The sequence below is a fragment of the Pseudomonadales bacterium genome, from assembly GCA_041395945.1.
Classification (GTDB): Bacteria; Pseudomonadota; Gammaproteobacteria; order Pseudomonadales; family Azotimanducaceae; genus SZUA-309.
Genome location: JAWKZN010000001.1, coordinates 906521 through 925420 on the forward strand (window position 1 = coordinate 906521; position 18900 = coordinate 925420).

Consider the following 18900-nt stretch of genomic DNA (forward strand, 5'->3'; position numbering starts at 1 on the left):
TCATGGGCGCGGATCTGTTCAATATCGGTGTGAGCGGACTGCGGGCGCAGCAGACGGCCCTCGCCGTTACAGGCCAGAACATCACCAATGCCAGCACCCCCGGGTATTCCCGTCAGCGGGTCGAAATGTCACCCCAGACCGCCGGCACCCAGGGTGGGCAGTTTGAAGGCGCGGGTGCCCGGGTCGACCGGATTACCCGGATCGCAGATGGTTTCGTGACCGGCCAGATCCGCATGGACAGTGCGCTGTTCTCCGAACTGGATGCGATGAACCGGCAGATCGGGCAGATTGAAGGCGTGCTGCTCGACGATGCGGCATCGCTGAACACGGCACTGGACAGTTTCTTCAATGCCATCCAGACCGCAAGTTCATCGCCATCGTCACTGCCGTTCCGGCAGATGGTGCTCAGTCAGGCCCAGGGCCTGGTCGATCGATTCGGCTCGATGCACGAACGGCTTTCAACCCAGGGCTACAACCTGGTTGCTGAACTCGACTCCGGTGTTGCCAGGGTCAATGAGCTGGCCCAGGGCATCGCCTCGATCAACGACCGTATTGCCTCCCTCAAGGGCACGGAAGCATCGGGCGCGGCTAATGCGCTGCTCGATCAGCGTGAAGAAATGCTCAAAGAGCTTTCAACCTATGTCAGCGTGCGCACAAACGAGCAGCTCGATGGACGCATGAGTGTGTTCATCGGCAAGGGCCAGGCACTGATTCTCGGCTCCAGTGCGGGGCAGCTCGCGGTGACCGGCCAGGGAGAGGTCACCCTGCGGGCGGATGAGCGCGGTGTGGCGAGTACGATCACCTCTGCGCTGCAGGGTGGAGAACTGGGCGGGCTGCTGCGGTTCCGCTCCGAAGTGCTCGAGCCGGCCATCAACCGGCTCGGTCTGATCGCGCATGTGGTGGCCCGCAGTGTCAATGACACTCACGCCAAAGGCGTAGATCTGCACGGTGAACCTGGCGGGCTGCTGTTCAGCGATCTGAACGCGGCGAGGGTACGGGATCTGCGTGTCATCGGCCACGAAGACAACCGGGGCAATGGTGCAGGAATCGGTATCAGCATCGACGATCCCTTCTCCATGCCGGTGAGCGATTACGAACTCAGCTTCGATGATGCCAGTGAAGGCGGTTTTTTCGTCAGGCGCCTGAGCGACAACCGCATCGTGCACCAGGGTACCCTGGGTGGGGCGCTGCCCCAGCGGATGTCTTTCGATGGCATGACCGTGGAACTGGCCGAGGGCAACTTTGCCCCGGGAGATCGATTCGTTCTCAAACCACTGGCTGACGCAGCGGGCAGTCTGGATCTGGCACTCGCCGATCCGGCGCTGCTGGCGCTCGCTGGACCTCTGAGTGTCGGCGCGGCTGTCGGAAACCGGGGCAACGGTGCGGTCACGGTCGGGGAGATCTTTGATCCGGGCCATCCGATCTTCGCTCAGGATGGCAGTCTGAGCCCACCCCTGCTGGTGCGGTTCACCAGCCCGACCACCTACGAGATCCTCGACAACAGCGACCCCGCGTCGCCGCGGCCGCTGAATCCACCGCTGGCGGATCTGCCCTACGATCCGCGTCAGATCAATCAGCTGCTGCCCGCCCAGGCGGGCCAGCGGCGCGTGGTCTTCGATGGCGCCGGTATCGGCGCACTGGGTACCGCCACCGTCGGCACCCTGAGCAGCGCTGCGCCGAATGGCTACAGTGCCCAGTCGATTCGCGCGCAGCATACCGATCCTGCCACCGGCGCTGCCACGACCGGTGTATCGGCAAGTATTCCGGCCAATGCCAGTGCGCGGCAGATCGCGGCGGCGCTGTCGAACCTCTCGGGCGTCACCGCCAGCGCTTCGAACTCGGTAACGCTGAGTAATCTGACAGACAACGGTGTTACGTTCGATCTCGAAGTCAGTGTCAACGGTGTCAATCTGGGTGCTGTCGGTTCGCTCAATGAGCTTGCCGATCGCATTGCGGCTGAGCCTGCGCTGGCCGGTCTCGGCATCACAGCGGCCAGCGATGGACAGGCCCTGACCTTGCGCAGTGCTTTCGGCGACGATCTGCACATTCAAGTCGCCGGTGATCCGACCGATAACCTTACTGTCAGCAATCTCCGGGGCGAAAGTCTGGTGCTCAACGGTGCAGGTGTACCGGGTCAGTTCCGGGGTGTGAGCATCGGCGGTACGGTGACCGCGGTCACTGCGCCCGGCGTCCGATTGAGCAGTGACACCAGCTCGCTCATGCTCGGCAGTCCGGTACATACCCGGGCGGATTTCGGCTTCGAGCTGAGCATGATCGGTACACCTGCAGCGGGAGACACCTTTGCCATCGGACGGAACCGGGAAGGAACAGGCGACAACCGCAATGCCCTGGCACTGGCCGGCCTGAGTTCGATGCGGCTGATCGGTGATCCGCCGGTCAGTTTTTCCGACAGTTATGGCGAACTCGTGCAGTTTGTCGGGGTGAAATCGAGCCAGAGCAGGATCAACAAGGAAGCCGCCGGGGCGCTGCTGGAACAGTCCCTGGCCCAGAGAGAATCGATTTCCGGAGTGAATCTGGATGAGGAGGCCGCCAATCTCATTCGCTACGAGCAGGCCTACAACGCGTCCGCCCAGATCATCTCGGTGGCCAGGGATATCTTCAACACCCTCTTTGCGATCATGAGGTAGCCGTGAGAATTTCGTCCGCGCAGATCAATCAGCAGGGTATCGCCAGAATGCTGGAGATCTCCCAGGAAGTCGCGAAAACCCAGTCCCAGATGGCCACCGGCAAACGCATCAACAAGCCGGGAGACGATCCGGTGGGGGCTGCTCGCGTTATCCGCATCAAGCAGGAACTCGAGACCCGTGCCCAGTACCAGCGCAATATCGACGCAGCAGACGCCCAGCTCGCCCAGGAAGACACTGTGCTGCAGCAGACGACGGACGTACTGCAGCGGATCCGCGAACTCGCGCTGGTGGCAAGTAACGGCGTGCAGTCTGCGGAAGACCGGCGCTTTGTCGCCATCGAAATCGAAGCGAGATTCGAAGAGCTGATGTCGCTCGTGAATACCCGGGGACCCACCGGGGAATACCTGTTCAGCGGCTTCAAAGGGGATGTGCGCCCGTTTGTGCTGGAGTCCGGCAATCTGGTGTTTCGTGGCGACGAAGGACAGCGCCGGCTGCAGGTCGACAGCGGTCAGTACGTGACGGTCAACAACTCCGGGCGCGAGGTTTTCATGGACATCGAAACCGCGAGCCCGGTGTTCGTGGCCCGCGCCCATCCGCACAACGATGCCCTCGCAGCGGCTTCGATCAGCGCCGGTCGGGTGTCTGATGCGGAGCAGATAGCCGCCTTCTATCCCGACGATCTCATCATCGAGTTCAGGCCTTTGTCGGAAGATCCGACCGGTGCGGCGAATTTCACCGTGCGACGGGTGAGTGATAACCGGGTGGTGGAGGGTTTTCAGAACATCCGCTATCAGCCAGGTACCGAGATCAGCGTCGCCGGAATGAGTTTCCGCATGAACGGACAACCCCAGGTGGGCGACAGATTCGTGGTGGAAACCACCAGCAAGCGGGACGTGCTGAGTACTGTCAAACAGCTGACCGACGGGCTTAAAAGCATGGATCCGTCCACAGACCCGGTAGAGTTTCAGCGCCTGCTCGACGACGGTCTCACCGGCATCGACAATGCCATGAACCGTATTCTCGAAGTCCGCTCCCAGCTGGGCGCGCGCATGAACACCATCGACAGTGCCCGCGCGCTGCATGAGAGCCTCAATCTCGAGGGTCAGCGGGTGTTGTCCGACATCCAGGACCTCGATTTTGCCGAGGCTGCCAGCCGCCTGAGCTTTCAGTCTTTCCTGCTCGAAGCCGCCCAGCAGAGCTTTGTCCGCATCAGTGGTCTGTCGCTGTTCAATGCGCTGCGCTAGCCGGCGGGTCAACCACGCCGATCTGAGGTGCTCAGCCAGGGGCTTGGAAAGAGGTTGATCAGAGCGTGGTCGAGGATCGGATACACCGGGCCTCGCTCAGCAGCTCCGCTGTGCCCTCGCGTAGCGTTTTGCCTCGCGTGAGGAACACGCGAGTCAAAACACTGCACTCGGCTTCGCTACACGGCCCGGTGTACCCGATCCTCGACCACACTGGATAATTCTTTCCGAGCTTCCTGGCTGCGCGTCTGTGCGCTCTGTTGGAAGTCGGGGAGATCCGACTGAGGCGTCTTGGATCCCTCCTGAAGCTGGGGTGGAGAGGGGGGTGTGGCGGACCGTGGAGCGAGGCCGAGCGCGGCAGATTGACCCGCTTCGGGGCAACTCTGCCAAGAGAGGGAAGCCCGGAGGGCCCGAGCGTAGGTCCGCCACACCCCTCTCTCCACCACAGCCTCGTAATCTGCTCCAAAAAACAGACTCAGCGGGATCTGCCTACGATGCCAGCGGAGTTCCGCACCGCTGGCGCCTGCCGGAAATGTGACCCAGTCCCCTAAAGATTCCTCCTCCCACGCCGCTACAGGCACTGAGTACCCCTGCATTGCCCTGCACTGCGTCGGGAACGAATGGGCCATACCGGCCTGAACCAGGATTGGTTGAACTACGGAGTAGGAAATGCCCCAGATTATCAATACCAACATCGGATCGTTGACGGCACAGCGAAATCTGAACAACACGCAGGCTGCCAGTCTGCAGGCGCTGACCCGGTTGTCGTCCGGTCTGCGCATCAACAGTGCACGGGACGATGCGGCCGGTCTGGCCATCTCGACCCGATTCACCGCGCAGGTGCGGGGTCTCACCGTCGCCATGCGGAACGCGAACGACGGCATTTCCCTTGCCCAGACGGCGGAAGGCGCCCTCGGTGCCATGACCGAGAGTCTCCAGCGGTTGCGGGAACTGGCTCTGCAGGCATCCAACGCCACCAACAGTGACTCTGACCGTCAGGCACTGAACGCGGAAGCAAGCCAGCTGATCGCGGAACTGAGCAGGGTCAGTGAGCAGACCAACTTCAACGGCCGCAACCTGCTCGACGGCAGCTTCTCATCCAGCGTGCAGATCGGCACCAACGCCGGCGAGACGGTGGACATCTCCATCAATCAGGTGACAGCCGACAAACTCGGCGGCGGCATCGGTGCGGGCATCAGCTCCATCGGTACCAGCACGGCGCTGAGCAGCGGTGACCTGATCATCAACGGTGTGGCCGTTGGCGCATCGGCTGCTGCAGACGACGTGGCCTCGGTGGCAAACAACGCTCAAAGCGCGATCTCCAAGTCCGCGGCCATCAACCGTGTCACCAACCAGACCGGTGTCGAAGCCCAGGTCAATACCAACCGGGTCGGCGGTTCCAACATGACCGCCACCCCGACGGCGACCACGGGCGCCATCACCCTCAATGGTGTGACCATCAACATCACGACAGGCGCATCGTCCACCAGCCAGAACCGGCAGGCGGTCGTGGATGCCATCAACGCACGTTCTGCTCAGACCGGCGTGATTGCGGTAGACACCGAATCCGACTCCGGTGGCGTCGTGCTGGAAGCAGCAGATGGGCGCAACATCACCATAGTGGAAGCTGGCGGCAGCACCCTGACCGAGGCCTCTACAGGCCTGAACTTTACTGCTGACGGTACCGAGACCTTCACCGGTGGCTTCACCCTGGTTTCCCGGGATGGCAGCGACATCTCCATAGACGGTGGCGACGGCACCATCACCAACGGTGGCAACCTGGCCAATGCAGGCCTGAGTCGCGGTACCTTTGGTGGCACGACCGCCGCAGTGGTTACCCAGGCTGTCGTTACCGCTGCAGCTGCTACCCCGACCACGGCGACACTGGCAGCAGGCGATCTGGTGATCAATGGCGTATCCATCGATGCCAGTCGGGCAGCCGATGATACCGCCTCGGATACCACGGCGAACTCCAGCAGCCGCAGCAACTCGGCTATCGCCGTCGCCGCGGCCATCAATCGCGCCAGCGCGCAGACCGGTGTCAGAGCCACTGCAAACGCAACCTCGGTTGTTGGTACCACGGGTACGGCAGTCGCCGGTACCGCTGACATCACCATCAATGGTGTGGCGATCAGTCAGGTGACGGTATCGGGCACCACTTCAGCAGCGGTGGAATCGGCGCGCACGGCTTCGGTCGACGCGATCAATGCCCGCAGCGGACAGACCGGGGTTACCGCGGCAGACAACGGCACCAGCATCACGCTGACTGCTGCTGACGGTCGTAACATCGCGATCTCGGTGGTGGAAGGCGCGGCAGGTACCGCGGCTACGATCGGGCTTGGTGGCACCACCAACATCGGTATCGGTGCACACGCTGCGAACGCAGTCACCACCTCAGGCACCATCACCCTGTCTTCTGCCAGAGAGCTGACTGTCTCTGCAGGTGTCAACGGTGACAGCCAGGTCGCTCTTTCCGGCTTCGAGCAGGGCACCTTCGGCGGTGGTGTGGATGGACAGTTCCTCACGGAAGTGGACATCTCCACGGTTGAAGGCGCAGAGCGGGCTCTGTCCGCGGTCGACAACGCGCTGGATACGGTAAACGCGGAGCGGGCGAACCTCGGTGCCATCCAGAACCGTCTGGATTCCACGATCGGATCGCTGGCCATCAACTCCGAAAACCTGTCCTCCGCCCGTTCGCGGATTCTGGATGCGGACTTCGCCAGAGAGACAGCCGAACTGTCGCGTACCCAGGTACTGCAGCAGGCGGGTATCTCGATTCTGGCGCAGGCCAATGCTCAGCCGCAGCTGGTCCTGTCCCTCCTTCAGTAAGAAGGGCCAGGCGTAATCAGGTAAGGACGGAGGATGCCGGTGTCTGACATCGGCACCCTCCGGACCCTGAACTCGAGAGGTCGGTCATGAGTGAGTTGAGTACGCTAGGTTCGAACGGTCCGCGTGCAGCCGCACGAGAGCGCGGCCGCAACGATGCGGCAGTCGATGTAGTCAAGGCGGCAACTGTGAGCCCGGCAGGCGGCAGAAAAGTGCCGGCTCCCGAAGTTTCCGAAACTTCGGCAGCTCTGAAAAGCAATCAGGTTGCGGCCGATGCGCGGGTTGAACGCGCAGTGGCGAAGCTGAATGACTACGTACAGTCCTACCAGAGAGATCTGAAGTTCACATTGGACCGCGATCTCGGCAGACCCATCGTTCATGTGGTCGACCGGAACACCCAGGAGGTGATCCGGCAGATTCCGAACGATGTCACCCTGCGACTGGCACGGAACTTGAAGGCTATCGAGCAGGAGCGCATTGCAGCCTCCTACAACGATGGCCAGGGCAAGCAGGTGCAGGATGCGAGCCTCGGGTTGATTAACACGAGGATCTGAACATCCGGATGGCGGCATCGCCGCCATCCGGACTTCCTCATATCAGACAAGAGACGTCATGGCATCCATTCAATCTCTCGGTATCGGATCCGGTCTGCTGACTTCCGAACTGGTGGATGACATCATCGCCGCGGAGCGGGAATCCACCGATCTGCGCATCAATGCAAAAAAGGCCGAATACGAAGCCCGTATTTCCTCCTACGGCGCGATCAAGAGTCAGCTCGACAGTCTGCGCAGCACGGCAGATGCGCTGAGCAATTCGAATACGCTGCTCAGTAATCTGGTCACCTCCAGCAACGAAGGCGCGGCCGGTGCGACGGCCACTGCCCAGGCAACGCCCGGTGTCCATTCCGTCGAAGTTCTGTCCCTGGCTCGAGCGCACACCCTTGCCAGCAGCCGCTTCGATGACATTCAGGATCCGGTCGGCGAAGGCACCCTGAGTTTCCGGTTCGGCACGACCACGTTCAGTGGCACGGATTACGACAGCTTCACCGTCAATCCGAGTCGACTGGGTGGCAGTGTGGTGATCGACAGCTCCAACAACAGCCTGAGTGGCGTGCGGGATGCCATCAACCAGGCAGGCATCGGTGTTGTGGCAAGTATCGTCAATGATGGCGAAGGTTACGTGCTGGTGCTGACCTCAAGCCAGTCCGGCGAAAACAACAGTATGGAGATCACGGCAACTGAAAGCGGAACACCCGGACTCAGTGCCCTGGCGTTCAACGCAGGCGCCAGCACCGCCGGCACCAATCTGACCCAGACAGTAGCCGCTGACGATGCCCGGATGCGCATCGACGGCATCGTCGTCCGCCGCAAAACCAACGAGTTCACCGATGTGGTGCCGGGTGTCACCTTCACCGCCCGGGGTCTCAATGCCGGTGCACCGGCCACCATCGCCATTGTGCAGGATACAGCCAGCATCTCAGAGCGGATGCAGTCCTTTGTCGATGCGTTCAATGCCATGAAATCCGTGGCCGATGAGCTCACCGCATTCGATGAGGAGCGCGGCTCCGGCGCACTGCTCATCGGCGATTCGCTGTTGCGCAGTGTGCGCTCCCAGATGCGCCGCATGCTCAACGCCAGCGTACCGGGGTTGCAGTCGACCACCCTGCGGGCACTGGTCGATCTCGGCGTGAGCACTGATCAGAACGCAGACTTCAAGCTCAAGCTCGACTCGGCAAAGCTGGAATCGGTACTCAGGAGCATGCCGCGGGATGCTGCCGCGATGCTGGCCGACCAGCGTCAGTCTTCGGATGACCTGGTGCGTTTTGTGAACTACCAGCCCAGGACCCAGGCCGGTACCTACGATGTGGAGGTCACCCGGCTGGCAACCAGAGGCCGGCTCGATGGCGCCACCACCGCGGCTCTGGCCGGGCCGGTAGTGATCGATGCCAGCAACGACGAACTGACGCTGCGCATCGACGGTGTCAGTACCGGTACCATCAGTATTCCCCAGGGCAGCTATGCCGACGGGGCGGCGGTGGCTCAGGTACTCAACAATCTGATCAACGATGTGCCCGCGCTGACAACCGCACGGGCATCCGTCTCGGTGACCTACAACGACACTCTGCAACGTCTGGAGGTGGTTTCCACGAGTTACGGCAGTCGCTCCCGGGTGGCATTGCTGGGTGCTGAAGCCGGTGTGACAACCACCCTGGGTCTTGCTGCCGGTGATGGCATCACCGGCGTGGATACCGCAGGCCGCATCAATGGTATCGAGGGTATCGGCTCCGGCCAGTTTCTGTCTCTGCCATCCGGACCGCCGCCGGCGACGGCGGGAAGGTATGTAGCTGCCCCGATCGCGGGTTTTGCTACGCCGCCGCTGACCATCGATGCCACCAACGGCACTTTCTCCGTGGCGGTCGATGGTGTGAGTTCCGGAAGCATTGTGCTCGCCGAAGGGGACTACGCGAGTGGCGAGGCACTGGCGACCCAGATGCAGAGCGCCATCAACGAAGATCCGGCACTGGCTGCCGGCAATCGATCCGTGACGGTACAGTTCGACAGTGCAACCGGACGCTTCGCCATCGCTTCCGCAAGCCGTGGAAACGCATCGACTGTGAATCTGCTCAGTGCGACCCCGGAGACTGTCAGCGCACTCGGCCTTGAAGTCCGTCAGGGAGAGCCCGGCCGTCCGGCGGGACGCAGTGCTGATCCGGCGGGGGGCATTCAGATCCAGGTGCAGGGCACCACGCTCGGTTCCCGGGGTACAGTGACCCTGGTGCGTGGTGTCATGAATCAGTTCGATCGCTATCTCGACAGTGTGCTCAACTTCGGCGGTTCCCTCGATGCCAAGCTGTCCACACTCGATGACCAGATCGCCGAGCTGGACAAGGAATCCAAGGATTTCGACAAGCGCATGAATCTGCTCGAAGACCGGATGCGGATTCAGTTCGCAGCCGCAGACGCGCTGATTTCAGAACTCAACAGCACCTCGAGTTTTCTCGAGCAGCAGTTGAGCACTTTGCCTGGATACACGCGAAAAGATCGATAAAAGATTGACAACGACTCAAGTTTTCGCCCACCCGACCGATTCAGTAAGAGCCCGTACAGACTTTGAGAGACAATGTGAACAAAGCCATCGCCCAGTACCGCAAACTCGACGTGCAGACCGTAGTGGACTCAGCGAGTCCGCATCAGCTGATCGAAATGCTGATACAGGGAGCCTGTGCACGCATGAAGCAGGCAAAGGGCTGCATTCAGCACGGCGACATCGAAGGTCGAAGTCGCGCCATCAATGCCACTCTGGATATCCTCAGTGGCCTGCAGGCTTCCCTGGACCATGAGCGAGGTGGTGATCTGTCGGCCAATCTGGACGCCCTGTACGACTACATGCAGCGACGACTGTTTCGCGCCAGTCTCGAAAACGACGCTGCAGGTCTGGACGAGGTCATCGATCTGATGCGTACCCTCAAGGATGCCTGGGCGGCGATAGCCAGCGATCTGCCGGAAGTCGCGCATGCCTGAATCAGGTCCGGGGCCGGCCGCTCTGACTGACCTGCTCGGTCGCATAGAGCAGGCCATCGGCGAAGGAGAACTCGCCGATGCGGTCTCTCTCAGCCGGATGCTGAACTCGCAGTTGCGCGCCCGTTGCGGTGAGTCTCTGGATCCCGCGGACCTCGAAACATCCGATGCCCGGGTTCGACTGCTGCTCGGGCGTACGGCCACTCTGCGCTCCGAGCTCATGAAGAAACTCAGCAGCAGTGCGCGTCGGCGGGATGCCGCCCGCGCCTATCAGATCACGACTTAGCCCCTCCCGATTCTGTCGCCGTATCGACACACGGACGACGGGAATTTGACAACCCGCCAACCGGGTCTTTACTTCCTCAGGACAGAACCTGCGGAAGCAAGGCATGAACGACCTTCAGGTGCGCATCGCCACCCGAGATGAGCAACTTCGCACCAGACTGAGCTGGTTGCTTGAATTTCTGAACATTCAATCCCCGACTGAAACCGGTGAACTGGTCTTCCTGGCCGATGATGCTGAGGAATCCCTGCAGGGTATTGCCGACCGCCGTACTCCGGTGGTGCTTGTCCACAATTCAGAGCGTTCAGCGGCAACGCCCAAGGCATCCAACGTGGTTGGAGAAATCGTCTGGCCGACAACGCTCGCTGAACTCGAGCGCGCTCTTCATGCAGGCCTGAGTTTCCTGAAACAGATTCAGCGCAGCGGGAGCGTACAGTGCCCGGCCCTGCAGAAGCTGGTTGGCTTGAGCGAAGGCATCGTCAACGCTCGAAGCATGATCGCCAAAGTATCCGGCAGCGATGCCACGGTGCTCATCACGGGAGAATCCGGTACCGGCAAGGAAGTGGTGGCCCGTGCTCTGCACGAGTGTTCCGATCGCGCGAAGGGTCCCTTTGTTCCGGTGAACTGCGGAGCAATTCCGGCGGAACTCCTGGAGAGCGAACTGTTCGGTCACGAGAAGGGCGCCTTTACTGGCGCGGTCGCCGCCAAGGCAGGCAGATTCGAGCTGGCCAGCGGCGGCACACTGTTTCTGGATGAAATTGGCGACATGCCCCTGGCCATGCAGGTCAAGGTCCTGCGTGCGCTGCAGGACAAGGCATTCGAGCGGGTTGGTGGTGTGGAAACCCGTCATGCGGACGTCCGTATCGTGGCGGCCACCCATCGGGATCTCGAGGAGATGATCCGCGCCGGGACCTTCCGTGAAGACCTCTTCTATCGACTCAATGTCTTTCCCATCGAGCTCACACCGTTGCGGGACCGTCCGGGTGATCTTCCGCTCCTGGTGGCCGCAATCAATGAAAAGATCCGTCGCGAGCAGGGACTTGCTGTGCGACTCACCGAAGATGCGCTGCAGGCGCTCAGTCGCTATCCCTGGCCGGGCAATGTGCGCGAACTCGCCAACCTTCTCGAGCGCCTGGTCATTCAGTCTCCGAACGAACTGGTTGCCACCAAGGATCTGCCTTCCCGCTATCTGGAGGGTGCGGAAGAGGAGGGTGCTGCTGCTCGCACAGCGGCCGAGGCTCCGGCAGACGCCGGGGTGGTGTCGGCGGATGCGCTGGCACGGCTGCCGGTAAACGGCCTCGATCTGAAGGACTATCTGGCCCGCCTGGAATGCAGCCTGATCGAGCAGGCCCTGCTGGACACCAACAGCGTGGTGGCACGCGCAGCGGATCGACTGCACATACGGCGAACCACCCTGGTGGAAAAAATGCGCAAGTACGGTATTGAGAGGGCCTGATTGGTGACCAATGCAGTTCTGGTGTTGAACGATGATGCCGGTGGGGCCGACGAACTCGTGATCAGGCTCGCCGAAGCAGGAATCGAAGGCATACGGGTCAGCGATCTGGACCAGATCCCGATCTCGGATGTGCAGGAGCTGAGTGCGAGACTGCACGCGCGTTTCCGGCAGGCACCGGACCGAACGCCTGGCGCAGGCGGCGTTCCGGCGGCGGTGAATACGGACATCGTCTGTGCGTCTCCGGGATCGCGACGCTGTTTTGAACTGGCCACCCGGGTGGCTTCCACCGATGTAGCCGTGCTGGTCAGTGGCGCAAGTGGTACCGGCAAAGAAGTCATCGCCCGTCACATTCACAACCACTCTCCCCGGGCGTCAGGTGAGTTCATCGCCATCAACTGCGCGGCGATACCCGAAAACATGCTGGAGGCCATTCTTTTCGGGCATGTGAAAGGAGCCTTTACTGGTGCACTGTCCAGTCAGCCCGGGAAATTCGAACTTGCCGACAACGGCACCCTGCTGCTGGATGAAATCACCGAAATGCCGCTCGGACTGCAGGCCAAGCTGCTGAGAGTCCTGCAGGAGCGGGAAGTCGAGCGGGTCGGCGGTCGCGGACCGATCGCCGTGAACGTGCGGGTCATTGCTACCACGAACGTGGACATCAGAGCCGCGATCGCGGCGGGTCGATTCCGGGAGGACCTCTACTACCGGCTGAGCGTGTTCCCTCTGCAGCTGCCACCCCTGTGTGAGCGGAGCGAAGACATCGTCGAACTTGCCCGGCACTTCCTGGTGAAACATGGCAGGAGGATCGGCCGATGTGATGTCGCGCTTTCCACACAATCCCTGAGAGTGCTGGAACAGCACAGCTGGCCCGGCAACGTCCGGGAACTGGAAAACGCCATCCAGCGAGCGCTGGTTATGTGTTCGGGCAGCGAAATCACCCCGGCCGATCTGAATCTCGAAACACAGACTCCTGCCACGACAACCTGCGTGGTAGCGGAAGAAGGCCTGCGCGCGGCGCGCTTCGAAGCGGAGAGCGACATCATCCTGCGTGCCCTGCGGGGTAACGACGGACATCGAGGTAACACGGCGCGGGAACTGGGCATCAGTGAACGGACCCTGAGATATAAAGTGAAACGGCTGCGTGAAGCCGGGCTGCTGGAGAACTGATCATGTCGGATTCAGGCGTGCAGATGCGTTCGGATATCGCCAGTGTGCTGGCACAGATGCGTGCCATGCGCACGGCCGCGGAAGTGCCCGTGCAGCCGGATGTCAAAGAAGCCTCGGGGCTCACAGCCGGACGCACCGGGACCGACTTCGGTGCACTGCTGAAAGCGTCCATCGACTCGGTAAGCGAACTGCAGAATGCCTCGAGTGCGGAGGCCACCGCCTTCACCCGGGGCGAACACACGGATCTGGTGCGGGTGATGGTCGCTTCCCAGAAGTCGAACATCGCCTTCCAGGCACTGACCCAGGTGCGCAACCGGGTGGTCAGCGCCTACCAGGACATCATGAATATGCCGATCTGATTGCAGGCGGTGATGGCGGAATGAATTCAGTACAGACGAGGAATTGGTGATGGCGGATCTTCCGGTGCAGTCAACGGCCGCACTGCCGGCCAGGAGTCCGGCACAGAGCGGGGATTCGGGCGTACCGGGTGCGCATTTTCTCCGGGGTGCAGCCGGCATGCCTGTGGTGCGCCAGCTCGGTCTGCTGTTCGCTATCGCGGGCAGTGTGGCGATGGCCATCGTCGGTGTGTTGTGGATGCAGTCCCCGGACTATCGACCGATCACCGGTATTTCCACAGCTCAGCAGGCGGGTGCTGTTGCCGGTCTGCTGGACAGTAACGGGCTGCCCCACAAAGTCGACAATCGCAGCGGGGTGATACTGGTGCCCCAGGATCGTTATCACGAGGCACGGATGATCCTGGCCGGCGCCAATCAGCTCGACGGTCAGCAGTCCGGTTACGAACTGCTCGACGCCGAACAGGGTTTCGGGGTCAGTCAGTTCATGGAGCTTGCCCGGCATCGCCGCAGTGTGGAAGGCGAGCTGGCCCGGAGCATCATGAGTCTAGACGGTGTGCAGTCCGCCCGGGTGCTGCTGGCTGTTCCCAAATCCACCACCTTTCTCAAGGACCGGCGCAAGCCGACAGCGTCCGTCACCGTGCGCCTGCTGCCCGGACATGCACTCGGAGAGCCCCAGATCCGCGGTATCGCCTTTCTGGTGGCCGCTTCAGTGCCGGAGCTCAAGGCCGAAGACGTTGCCGTGGTCGACCAGACCGGCCGCCTGTTGTCGTTGCGGGATCCGGACGCCTCGATGGAGCAGTCCGAGCGGCAGCTCAGCTACATCGCCCGGGTCGAGTCCCAGCTCCAGGACAAGATCAACCGGCTGATCGCGCCCATCGTGGGTACGGAACGTTTCGGTGCCCAGGTCACGGCGGAACTCGACTTCACCCGTACCGAACAGGCTGAGGAACTCTACAACCCCGACCAGACGGTCGTGCGCAGCGAGCAGAGTCTCAATGAAGAGAACGTGGGCACCGACACTGCGCGCGGTGTACCGGGCACCCTTTCGAATCAGCCCCCGGTCACTCCGACCAGTGCGGAGACCGCAGAGGCGGGCGGTGCAGTGCAGCAGCGGCGCAGTCGCTCCGAAGTGACCCGCAACTACGAAGTGGATCGGACGCTCAGCTACACCCAGCAGCATGTGGGCACCATCCGCCGTCTGGCGGTTTCTGTGATCGTCGACGATATGCCCAAGGTGAGTGCTGAAACCGGAGAAGTTACCGCCGCCCCCTGGACGGAAGAAGAGCTGGCGCAGCTCACGGCTTCCGTGAAAGCGGCGATCGGCTATTCGGAAAGCCGGGGCGACAGTGTCAGTGTGGTCAACCGGACCTTCTTCAACCCTGCCCTGGAAGTGCCGGAAGCACCGGCATTCTGGACGGAAGCCTGGTTCCTCGATCTTATGAAACAGATTCTGGTCGGCGCACTGCTGCTGTTCCTGGCGATCGGCATCCTGCGGCCACTGTATCGGAACCTCAGTCAGGCAGGGGCCGCGGTTGTCGAGCGCAACAACCTTGCCCTCGCGGAGATGGCCCGCTCCCAGGATCCGAACCGGCTGGCCATGCCGGGGGCGGGCGGCGGCCTGCTCACCTCCGGCGGTGGCGGTTATGCCTCGAAGATGGATACCGTGCGCGGGCTGGTGGAAGAAGATCCCGGTCGCGTGGCTCAGGTTGTCAAACATTGGGTGACCAGCGATGAGTGAAGCATTGGACAGTAAAGCGGATGGTCTGGCGCCGCTGGATCGCGCGGCCATCCTGCTGCTGGCGATCGGCGAAAATGAAGCGGCCCGGGTGCTCAAGCATCTTGAACCGCGGGAAGTGCAGCGTGTGGGCGCCGCAATGTCCGCGCTGGGCAGTGTCGATACCCGCAAGATCAACTCTGTGATGACCACCTTTCTCGACACGGTGAGTGGGCAGAGTGGACTTGCCATGGGTGCAAACGACTATCTCAAGAAGATGCTGGTGGGGGCACTTGGCGAGCAGCGTGCGGATTCCCTGATGGCGCGCATTCTCGGTGGTGGACTGGGTGGTCTCGAACGCCTGAAATGGATGGACACCCGGGCGATCGCGGATTTCATGCTGCATGAACATCCGCAGATTCAGGCGACGGTACTTGCCTGTCTGGAACCGGATCAGGCGGCGGAGGTACTGGGCTTCTATCCGGATGACGAAGCGCGCAGCGAAGTCGTGCGCCGGGTAGCGAACCTCGAATCGATACCACCGGGCGCTCTCGCGGAACTCAGTGTGGTTCTGGAACAGCAGGTCGCCCGGCAGGGCAGCAGCCGGTTCGCGCAGATAGGCGGTCGACGCAGTGCCGCCGACATCATCAACAACCTCGATAATGCACTGAGCGATCGGGTGATGGCGGGAATCCGATCTTCCGACGAAACGCTGGGTGAGGAGATCCAGGAACTGATGTTCGTCTTCGATAATCTCTGCCTGGTCGACGACCGGGGCATCCAGACACTGTTGCGGGAGGTTTCCTCGGACAATCTGGTGCTGGCGCTCAAAGGTGCCGATGAGCCGCTGCGGGCAAAGATCTTCGGCAACATGTCGAAGCGTGCGGCGGAGCTGCTGCAGGACGATATCGAAGCCAAAGGTCCGGTGCGGATCAGTGAAGTCGAAGCCGCACAGAAGGAAATACTGGTCATCGCGCGCAAGCTGGCGGATTCCGGCGAGATCGTGCTGGGCGGTGCCGGGGCGGAGGAAATGGTCTGATGAGTGAAGCCTTTGCCTGGCCGCTGCTCGCCGGTGGTTCGGCCAGTCTGGCCCGGTCCCGGGAACAGGCCCGCAGCGAAGGCTATGCGGCGGGTCTCGCCGAAGGACGCCAGCGTGCAGCAGATGAAGTCGCGGCACTGAAGCAGTCACTGGAAGCCTCACTACGCGCCCTGCCCGCCGTGGGTGAGGCGCTGGGTGTACAGCAGTCGCGGGATGTTACCGATCTCGTGCTGCATCTGACCCGGGCCCTGCTCGGTGTGGAGCTGCGCACGAATCCGGCGGTGGTGGCGCAGCTGGTCAGCGAAGCGCTCAGCGCTCTCGGTGACAGCCGTGCTGTACTGACAGTGCGGGTGAGTGAAGAAGATGCCGGGTGGCTGCAGGCCACAGAGGGATTCACCCTGGAAATCGAGGCCGGCAGACGTGCCGGTGCGATCACTGTGATCGGCAGTGATCTGGAACTGGAATTCGATCCGCTGACGAGACTTGCGAAACTGCAGGAGAGCCTGAGTGAATCTGAGCCAACTGCGTTCGACGCTTGATCGCAAACTCGAAGAGACACCCGTCTATATCCAGCACGGCCGGGTAGAGAAGGCGGCCGGGCTGCTGCTGGAAGCCTCCGGTATCCGGGCATCCGTCGGCGACAGATGTCTGCTGGAACTGACGGAGGGCGCTGTACCTGCCCAGGTTGTCGGATTTTCCGGACAGCGCAGTTTTCTGATGCCCCTGGCACCCCTGCACGGCATACGTCCCGGTACCCGCATCGTGCCGGATACGGATCGCACCCTGCCGAGGGCGTCTGCACTGCTCGGCCGGGTTGTCGATGCACTGGGCTGCCCGCTGGATGGTCGCCCCTTCCAGGGCGAACGCATGCCGCGGCGGGCACGGGATCCGCTCAATCCACTTGAGCGACGGCCGATCGTGGAAGCGCTCGATGTCGGCGTGCGCAGTATCAACAGTCTGCTGACTGTGGGCGTGGGGCAGCGTCTGGGCATTTTTGCGGGCAGTGGTGTCGGCAAGAGCGTGCTCCTCGGCATGCTGGCCCGTTTCACCCGTGCGGATGCCGTGGTGGTAGGCCTCATCGGTGAACGGGGCAGGGAGGTTCAGGAGTTTGTGCAGGAAGACCTTGCTGAAGGTCTGCGTAAATCCATCGTCGTCGCGGCTCCGGCGGATGCGTCTCCGGCTCTGCGACTACAGGGTGCGGCCCTGGCCATGGAGTTTGCCGAGTCGCTGCGCCGTGAAGGCAAGCGGGTGCTGCTGCTCATGGATTCTCTTACCCGGGTTGCACAGGCACAGCGGGAAATCGGTCTGTCGATGGGCGAGCCGCCGACCGCCAAAGGTTATCCCCCTTCGGTTTTTGCCGCGCTGCCGCAGTTGATCGAGCGCGCGGGTCAGACGATCACCGACAGCGGATCCATCACTGCGTTCTTTACGGTGCTCATGGAGGAAGATGATCTTCAGGATCCGGTCGTGGATGCCGCCCGGGCGATTCTCGACGGTCACATCGTGCTGAGCCGGCGCCTGGCAGACCGGGGTCACTATCCGGCCATCGACATCGAATCCTCGATCAGCCGGCTCATGCAGAAACTCATTGACCCGGCCCAGCGCGAGTCGGTGCAGCGGTTCCGCGGGCTGTGGAGTCGCTATGCCGAGCAGGAAGACCTGATCAGTGTGGGCGCCTATCAGGCGGGCGCTGATCCGGAGACGGATGCGGCGATCCGGATGCGTCCGGCGCTGTCGCATTTTCTGCAGCAGCCACCGGACCAGCGGGTCGATCTGGCCGGATCCCGGGCGCAACTCGAGGCGCTGTGGAAAACGGCTGCCCAGACTGGCGCACCGGGAGGAAATCTGCCCGAAAAATCCCGACTGGTGAGAGGTGGCAATGGCGCATGACAAGCTGTTGGCGGTCAAGAAGGTCTATTCCGCCCGGGAGCGCAGGCTGGCCGCGGCACTGGCAGCCGCCCGCGCAGCCCGGGACAGGCAGGTGGCACAGGCCGAAGCGCTCGAAGGCATGCTGGTGCAGTACCGCAATGATCAGCCGGATTCCGGCGAGGTCAACCCCCGGCGGCTTGCCATGCTGCACCGCTTTTATCAGCAGGTCAGTGAAACCCTGGTGCTGCACAGCCGCCAGGTGAACAAACTCGACGAGCGGGAAGCCAGAGCGCGCGCGCGCTGGCACGACGCCAGGGTGGACGAACGGGCGATCGATCGGCTGCTGGAGAAGCGCGCCCAGGAACTGAAGGTACTGGCGCGTCGCAAGGGGCGTCGTCCCGGCGCTGGCAAACCGCGTGACTGGACTATGCTTAATCTCAGCAATGACAACGAGGGAAGCTAATGGCGATTTCTTCTGAACTGGGTGACCAGGGTGCACTGACCATCCGGGTGGCCGGGCGTTTCGACTTCAGTTCCCACCAGGCCTTTCGCGATGCCTACGAACAGATCGACGGCAGTCCCGAGACCTATACGGTGGATATGCGGGAAGCCACCTATCTCGACAGCTCCGCACTCGGCATGCTGCTGCTGCTGCGGGACTACGCGGGTGGTGATCGGGCCAGGGTGCAGATCGTCAACTGCAGCGGGGACGTGCGCAAGATCCTGAGCATCTCCAACTTCGAGCAGCTGTTCACCATCCACTGACCTCGGCCTGAATCCACA

At 62.1% G+C, this 18900-nt stretch carries 16 protein-coding genes; all 16 read left to right on the forward strand.

What is annotated here, in order from left to right:
• Window positions 1-2 precede the first annotated feature (2 nt).
• The 16 genes from flgK (at window position 3) to R3E82_04350 (ending at window position 18882) form a co-directional block, all read left to right on the forward strand.
• Entirely contained in the window at window positions 3-2648 is a 2646-nt protein-coding gene (gene flgK / locus R3E82_04275) for a flagellar hook-associated protein FlgK (GenBank protein MEZ5550082.1), read from the forward strand.
• Between the two features lie 2 nt (window positions 2649-2650).
• Window positions 2651-3892 carry a flagellar hook-associated protein FlgL gene (gene flgL / locus R3E82_04280; protein ID MEZ5550083.1) on the forward strand — a complete coding sequence of 414 codons (1242 nt, stop codon included), beginning with the start codon at window positions 2651-2653 and terminating at the stop codon, window positions 3890-3892.
• 666 nt (window positions 3893-4558) lie between these two features.
• Window positions 4559-6718 (forward strand): flagellin, encoded by a 2160-nt coding sequence (locus tag R3E82_04285; GenBank protein ID MEZ5550084.1) that lies wholly within the window; start codon window positions 4559-4561, stop codon window positions 6716-6718.
• A gap of 86 nt (window positions 6719-6804) precedes the next feature.
• The gene (locus R3E82_04290) at window positions 6805-7269 is read left to right on the forward strand and encodes a flagellar protein FlaG (protein MEZ5550085.1); all 465 of its coding nucleotides are present in this window, start codon (window positions 6805-6807) and stop codon (window positions 7267-7269) included.
• A 58-nt stretch (window positions 7270-7327) separates the two neighbouring features.
• A complete protein-coding gene (fliD, locus tag R3E82_04295) occupies window positions 7328-9763 on the forward strand; it encodes a flagellar filament capping protein FliD (GenBank protein MEZ5550086.1) in 2436 nt (811 codons plus the stop codon).
• Window positions 9764-9837: 74 nt separating this feature from the next.
• A complete protein-coding gene (gene fliS / locus R3E82_04300; protein ID MEZ5550087.1) occupies window positions 9838-10236 on the forward strand; it encodes a flagellar export chaperone FliS in 399 nt (132 codons plus the stop codon).
• On the forward strand, window positions 10229-10519 hold the full coding sequence (locus R3E82_04305; protein ID MEZ5550088.1) for a hypothetical protein: 291 nt from the start codon (window positions 10229-10231) through the stop codon (window positions 10517-10519). The genes fliS and R3E82_04305 overlap by 8 nt, the downstream gene beginning before the upstream one ends.
• A gap of 103 nt (window positions 10520-10622) precedes the next feature.
• The gene (locus R3E82_04310) at window positions 10623-11972 is read left to right on the forward strand and encodes a sigma 54-interacting transcriptional regulator (GenBank protein ID MEZ5550089.1); all 1350 of its coding nucleotides are present in this window, start codon (window positions 10623-10625) and stop codon (window positions 11970-11972) included.
• 3 nt (window positions 11973-11975) lie between these two features.
• Complete coding sequence (locus R3E82_04315) at window positions 11976-13139, forward strand: sigma 54-interacting transcriptional regulator (GenBank protein MEZ5550090.1); 1164 nt, start codon at window positions 11976-11978, stop codon at window positions 13137-13139.
• Between the two features lie 2 nt (window positions 13140-13141).
• Complete coding sequence (fliE, locus tag R3E82_04320; protein ID MEZ5550091.1) at window positions 13142-13498, forward strand: flagellar hook-basal body complex protein FliE; 357 nt, start codon at window positions 13142-13144, stop codon at window positions 13496-13498.
• Window positions 13499-13547: 49 nt separating this feature from the next.
• The gene (fliF, locus tag R3E82_04325; protein MEZ5550092.1) at window positions 13548-15233 is read left to right on the forward strand and encodes a flagellar basal-body MS-ring/collar protein FliF; all 1686 of its coding nucleotides are present in this window, start codon (window positions 13548-13550) and stop codon (window positions 15231-15233) included.
• Window positions 15226-16248 carry a flagellar motor switch protein FliG gene (gene fliG, locus R3E82_04330; GenBank protein ID MEZ5550093.1) on the forward strand — a complete coding sequence of 341 codons (1023 nt, stop codon included), beginning with the start codon at window positions 15226-15228 and terminating at the stop codon, window positions 16246-16248. The genes fliF and fliG overlap by 8 nt, the downstream gene beginning before the upstream one ends.
• Window positions 16248-16787 (forward strand): FliH/SctL family protein, encoded by a 540-nt coding sequence (locus R3E82_04335; GenBank protein ID MEZ5550094.1) that lies wholly within the window; start codon window positions 16248-16250, stop codon window positions 16785-16787. Before fliG ends, R3E82_04335 begins: the two co-directional genes overlap by 1 nt.
• On the forward strand, window positions 16756-18138 hold the full coding sequence (locus tag R3E82_04340; protein ID MEZ5550095.1) for a FliI/YscN family ATPase: 1383 nt from the start codon (window positions 16756-16758) through the stop codon (window positions 18136-18138). The genes R3E82_04335 and R3E82_04340 overlap by 32 nt, the downstream gene beginning before the upstream one ends.
• The gene (locus R3E82_04345) at window positions 18128-18580 is read left to right on the forward strand and encodes a flagellar export protein FliJ (GenBank protein ID MEZ5550096.1); all 453 of its coding nucleotides are present in this window, start codon (window positions 18128-18130) and stop codon (window positions 18578-18580) included. The genes R3E82_04340 and R3E82_04345 overlap by 11 nt, the downstream gene beginning before the upstream one ends.
• A complete protein-coding gene (locus tag R3E82_04350; protein ID MEZ5550097.1) occupies window positions 18580-18882 on the forward strand; it encodes an STAS domain-containing protein in 303 nt (100 codons plus the stop codon). Before R3E82_04345 ends, R3E82_04350 begins: the two co-directional genes overlap by 1 nt.
• Window positions 18883-18900: the final 18 nt, after the last annotated feature.

Coding starts and splice junctions, on each gene's coding strand:
- flgK (MEZ5550082.1), top strand. CDS start 3: ATGGGCGCGGATCTGTTCAATATCGGTGTGAGCGGACTGCGGGCGCAG.
- R3E82_04285 (MEZ5550084.1), top strand. CDS start 4,559: ATGCCCCAGATTATCAATACCAACATCGGATCGTTGACGGCACAGCGA.
- R3E82_04290 (MEZ5550085.1), top strand. CDS start 6,805: ATGAGTGAGTTGAGTACGCTAGGTTCGAACGGTCCGCGTGCAGCCGCA.
- fliD (MEZ5550086.1), top strand. CDS start 7,328: ATGGCATCCATTCAATCTCTCGGTATCGGATCCGGTCTGCTGACTTCC.
- R3E82_04305 (MEZ5550088.1), top strand. CDS start 10,229: ATGCCTGAATCAGGTCCGGGGCCGGCCGCTCTGACTGACCTGCTCGGT.
- R3E82_04310 (MEZ5550089.1), top strand. CDS start 10,623: ATGAACGACCTTCAGGTGCGCATCGCCACCCGAGATGAGCAACTTCGC.
- fliE (MEZ5550091.1), top strand. CDS start 13,142: ATGTCGGATTCAGGCGTGCAGATGCGTTCGGATATCGCCAGTGTGCTG.
- fliF (MEZ5550092.1), top strand. CDS start 13,548: ATGGCGGATCTTCCGGTGCAGTCAACGGCCGCACTGCCGGCCAGGAGT.
- fliG (MEZ5550093.1), top strand. CDS start 15,226: ATGAGTGAAGCATTGGACAGTAAAGCGGATGGTCTGGCGCCGCTGGAT.
- R3E82_04335 (MEZ5550094.1), top strand. CDS start 16,248: ATGAGTGAAGCCTTTGCCTGGCCGCTGCTCGCCGGTGGTTCGGCCAGT.
- R3E82_04345 (MEZ5550096.1), top strand. CDS start 18,128: ATGGCGCATGACAAGCTGTTGGCGGTCAAGAAGGTCTATTCCGCCCGG.
- R3E82_04350 (MEZ5550097.1), top strand. CDS start 18,580: ATGGCGATTTCTTCTGAACTGGGTGACCAGGGTGCACTGACCATCCGG.